At 69.1% G+C, this 4496-nt stretch carries 5 protein-coding genes and 1 pseudogene; 2 read left to right on the top strand and 4 right to left on the bottom strand.

Going from position 1 to position 4496, the window contains the following annotated elements:
• Positions 1-143, top strand: a pseudogene (locus A5624_RS27055) (type I pantothenate kinase); the annotation flags it as partial.
• Positions 144-164: 21 nt separating this feature from the next.
• Here the strand turns inward: A5624_RS27055 and A5624_RS01005 are convergent.
• The 3 genes from A5624_RS01005 to A5624_RS00995 all read right to left on the bottom strand — a co-directional run bounded on the left by A5624_RS01005 (position 165) and on the right by A5624_RS00995 (position 3039).
• Positions 165-587: a hypothetical protein gene (locus A5624_RS01005; RefSeq protein ID WP_066860139.1), complete on the bottom strand. Its 423-nt coding sequence runs from the start codon at positions 585-587 to the stop codon at positions 165-167.
• Positions 588-832: 245 nt separating this feature from the next.
• Positions 833-2203, bottom strand: coding sequence for a hypothetical protein (locus A5624_RS01000; protein ID WP_066860136.1), 1371 nt, complete (start codon positions 2201-2203; stop codon positions 833-835).
• Positions 2204-2250: 47 nt separating this feature from the next.
• The gene (locus A5624_RS00995) at positions 2251-3039 is read right to left on the bottom strand and encodes a (2Z,6E)-farnesyl diphosphate synthase (RefSeq protein WP_007776629.1); all 789 of its coding nucleotides are present in this window, start codon (positions 3037-3039) and stop codon (positions 2251-2253) included.
• Positions 3040-3221: 182 nt separating this feature from the next.
• Between A5624_RS00995 and A5624_RS00990 the strand changes: the two genes are divergently transcribed.
• Positions 3222-3995 (top strand): hemolysin III family protein, encoded by a 774-nt coding sequence (locus A5624_RS00990; RefSeq protein ID WP_066860132.1) that lies wholly within the window; start codon positions 3222-3224, stop codon positions 3993-3995.
• 18 nt (positions 3996-4013) lie between these two features.
• On the opposite strand, the gene A5624_RS00985 is transcribed toward A5624_RS00990, so the two are convergent.
• Positions 4014-4397: a nuclear transport factor 2 family protein gene (locus A5624_RS00985; protein ID WP_066860129.1), complete on the bottom strand. Its 384-nt coding sequence runs from the start codon at positions 4395-4397 to the stop codon at positions 4014-4016.
• Between the last annotated feature and the right edge of the window lie 99 nt (positions 4398-4496).

Below are 4496 nucleotides of genomic sequence, written 5' to 3'. Positions count from 1 at the left end.
TGGCCGCGGCCCGCGAGATCTGGCGATCCATCAACCGCCCCAACCTCGTCGAGAACATCCTGCCGACCCGGCCGCGCGCCACCCTGGTGCTGCGCAAGGACGCCGACCACTCCATCAACCGGCTGCGGCTGCGCAAGCTCTGACGGCGCGGCCGGCGCGGCCGGTCACGCCGCGAGGCGACGCAATCCCAGGTACTGCAGCCCGGCGAACGCCGCCGTGTAGGCGCCGGTGGCCAGTGTCAGCGCGACGCCGGTATCGGTCAGCGGCAGCGCTTCCGCGGCCACGATCGAAGCCAGCGTGAATGCGACGTTGACCACCAACACGCTGACGCCGACGCGGCGCAGGTCCGGCAGCGCCCCGAGGCTGAACACCAGCAGTCCGGCCAGCACGAACAAGACGCCCACGCCGTACTCCTGGAAGGACGTCAGGCCCGTCAGCGACGAAAGCGGGTCGGCGAGGAACGCGATGGTCAGACCGAACAACCCTGTCAGGGTCGCGTCGGCGCGCACCGCGAACCGCAACAGCGAGTCGGTCGCGTCGTAGAGGGGCCTGGTCGGGATGCTGGATACGCCGGTAACAGAGCTCATGTGCTTACTCCTCGCGGTGGCGGGTGGGTCGAACAGCTTTGAGGGTGCCGCCAGTGCACTGCCATATCGACTCGTGGCACTGCCAACTCATGCCACGGATACAAAGACGAGGTGGTTCACCCGGCTATTCCCGTCGGCGGGTAAATATTTGACACGCGCCAGTCTGGCGGGCCCAGTGGCCCCACGGGTCACAGGAGCGCGGGGCCACGGCGCTGTGCCATCCGGTGGTCGCGCCCCACGTGGGTCTAGTCGCTGGGAACCGGGATCCGTCCCCGAAGATCGGCGGCGATCAGCCGGGCCGCGGCATTCTGCCAGTTGTGCAGCGAGCGCTGGGGCACCTCGGTGACGAACCAGTGCCAGGCCTGCCGCGCGATCGGATCCAGACCCGAGGCGGTGGCGTTCTGCGCGTAGGCGCGCACCCCGACGACGTAGGGGAAATACAGCGAGTTGTAGTACCGCCACTCTTCGGTGGTGCCGAAGTCGCCGCCGTCGCGCGGCTTGAGCCGCGAGATGCCCTCGGCCAGCACCGCCTTGAGTTCGTTGGCCCGCTCGATCGGCTGGTCGGGTGCGCCGCGGGCGGCCAGCCGCTCATCGATCACCGGCAACGCCGTCAGCGGGCTGGCGACCAGCTTGCTCAGGTCGCCGTAGTGGCCCAGCGCCCGGCGGGTGAGCCGCACGAAAGTGACGTCGTCGACGCCGGCGAGCGGGTGCTCCTGGCGCAGCGGCAGCGCCGCCCCGGTGTGCCGCAGCGCGGCCCGATCCGCCCGCAGCGCAGGCGATTTCGAGAACGCCAGCCGGTCGAGCACCCCGGCCAGCGGATCGGCGAGCACCTGCACGGTGATGGCGATCGCCAGGCTGGTGAACAGCAGCACCGTCAGCGCGGTCCGCGCGGCGGGATCGTCGCGGGTCACGGCCAACCCGATCAGCGCCTGGCCGCCGAACAGCACCGCCACCGCGACCGAACCGGCGAACGACCGGAGCATGTCGGGGCGCAGCGCGTGGCCCTCGTCGAACGCGTCCCACAGCGCCACGGCGACCCCGAGCCCGAGGACGTCGCAGCTCGTCGAGGCCAGCGCGACCCAGCTGGGCACCAGGCCCAGCGGGATGATCAGGATCGCGTTGGCCAGCGCGAAAAACAGGGTCGCGGTGACGGCCAGTCCCACGGAGAGCCTCGGCCGGCGCGGGCGGCGCAACGCGACCGCCCCGGCGCCCAGGGTCGACACCGAGATCACCGCGAACATCACCCAGTGACCCGGCCGCAGTGGCCCGTCGACGCTGCCGGCCAGCACCGCCCCGAACAGGGTCAGCGCGGCGACGCCGGCCACCAGCAACACCTCGCGGGTGCGCGAGCGCCAGCCGTCGCTGGGCCGGGACAGCTCGACGAGCACCGCGAACCACGCGACACCGGGGACTGCCGCCAGGTAGATCTCGACCCGGCTGAGCAGCTGGGCATGGGCGGGGCTGGCGGTCCGAACAGCATCCAGGCCCACCACGAGCGCGAACCCGCACAGTCCGATCGCCGCCAGTACCAGGACGGGCTTGCGCGGATCACGGGACAGCAGATACAGGCCCAGCCAGGCGCTCAGCGTGAACACCACCGCCGACAGCGCAGCCATGTCCTAAGTGTGGCACGCAGCCGGGCGGGCCCTTAAGAGCTTCGCGGTTACTTGCCGTGCCGGCGATCCCGCCGGCTGTAGTCGCGCAGCGCGCGCAAGAAATCGACGCGGCGGAACGCCGGCCAGTGCGTTTCGCAGAACCACATCTCCGAATAAGCGCTCTGCCACAGCAGAAATCCCGACAGGCGTTGCTCGCCCGAGGTGCGGATCACCAGGTCGGGATCGGGCTGTCCGGAGGTGTAGAGATTCTCGGAGATGGCGTCGACGGTCACCGCGTCGACGAGTTCCTCGGCGGTGGCGCCGTTGGCAAGCTCCTTGTTCAGCAGCGCGCGCACCGCGCCGACGATTTCCTGCCGGCCGCCGTAGCCGACGGCGACGTTGACGTGAAAGGGCGCGACGCTGGGCGTGGACTCGACGGCGTCGCGCAATCGGCGGGCCGGCTCGTCGCCGAGCAGTTCCAGGTCCCCGACCGTGCGCACGCTCCAGCGGTTGGCCGGCGCGCAGATCTCCTCGACGACGTCGGTGATGATCTCGATCAGCCCGGCCAGCTCGTCGGGATCGCGCTGCAGGTTCTCGGTGGACAGCAGGTAGACGGTGGTCATTTCGACGCCGGCCTCCTGACACCAGCGCAGCATCTCGGCGATCTTGGAGGCGCCCATCCGGTAGCCGTAGCTGACGTCCTCGTATCCCGCGTCGCGGGCCCACCGGCGGTTGCCGTCGCACAGCACGGCGATGTGGCGCGGGAGTTGGGACTTCGAGGCGGCCAGGCCCTGCCTCAGCCGCAGCTCGTAGACGCGGTACAGCGGCTCTTTGAGGCGCGGCGGAATGATTTCCACGACCATTCACCCTACTGCCAGCGGTGATCTATTCACCGGTTCTCGTTTCGGCCCGGTCACCTGAGCAGCCGAGACGATGCTGTAACGATCCCTGACTACTCTGGTTCTTGAACAGCCCCTGGCGACTTCGGAGTCCCGCGTTGCGAAGAACAAAACAGATGCGAAGACAAGACACAGGAGCCATGAGCAGTCAGACCAGCACCGTCCCCAACCCGGAGCCCGAAGGCGAGTCGATCGTTCCGGGCAACACCGTCGAACAGTTCGTCGAGGGTGCCGCCCAGTTCCTCGGCAAGCCCCGGATGCGCGGTTGGATCCACTTCGTCTCGGCGTGGCTGGCCATCATCACCGGCGCCACGCTGGTGTCGGTGTCGTGGGCCGTCGCCTCGCCGCGCGCCGGCCACTCGACGCTGGTCTACGCCGCGGCAACGGTGGCGATGTTCGCGGTCAGCGCCACCTATCACCGGGTGCAGTGGAAGTCCGCCGTTGCGCGCAGCCGGATGAAGCGGCTCGACCATTCGATGATCTTCGTGTTCATCGCAGGCAGCTACACGCCGTTCGCGCGGCTTGTCATGCCCCAGAACACCGGGGTGCTGGTGCAGTGCATCGTGTGGGGCGGCGCGGCTGCCGGGATCGCGTTGAAGATGTGCTGGCCGACGGCGCCGCGCTGGGTCGGTGTGCCGCTGTATCTGCTGCTCGGGTGGGTGGCCGTCTGGTTCGCTCCCACGATCCTGCACCAGGCCGGCGTGGCCGCGATGGTGCTGTTGGCGGTGGGCGGGGTGTTCTACAGCGTCGGCGGCATCTTCTACGGCCTGCGCTGGCCGGACCCGTGGCCGCAAACGTTCGGCTATCACGAGTTCTTCCACGCCTTCACCGCGATCGCGGCGATTCTGCACTACATCGCCATGTGGTTCGCGGTCTTCTACACCGGCGACCACGCCTGGCTGGCGGGCGGCTGAGCCCGCATCGCTGCCCCGCTAGCCCTGGGAGACGTCGTCCTCCGGCGACCAGTAAGCCTTCATCGAGGCGATCTTGCCGCTGCCGTCGAAGACCATGACGTCGATCGGCTCGATCACCATCCGGTGCTCGCCCGCGGTCACGGTCAGCCGGAATTGGAAGGCCGCCTCGTTGCCGGCGACGCGCAGCGTCACCAGTTCGCATTCGCGCTGCAGGTCGTTGACCGCGGAGTAGAAGCCGTGGATCGCCTGGCGCCCGATGTGCACCTCGCCGCCGACCGGGTCGTCGGCGAGGGCGTCGTCGGCGTACAGCTCGACCAGATCGTCGGCGCTGCCCTTGGCGACCAGTTCGATGTAACGGTTGACCGTGTTCCGGATCGCTTCGGTCCTGGCGGCAGTCGGCATGGGAGGCAGGGTAACCCGCGCTAGTGGTGATCGCCAGCACGGCGCAGCCGGGCGCCGCGGGTCACCACCATCGACTCAGTGGTGATCGCCAGCACGGCG

The sequence above is a fragment of the Mycobacterium sp. 1482292.6 genome (genome assembly GCF_001672995.1).
Classification (GTDB): Bacteria; Actinomycetota; Actinomycetes; order Mycobacteriales; family Mycobacteriaceae; genus Mycobacterium; species Mycobacterium europaeum_A.
The sequence above is the reverse complement of the archived record's forward strand: the minus strand, read 5'-3'. Positions and strand labels throughout refer to the sequence as shown.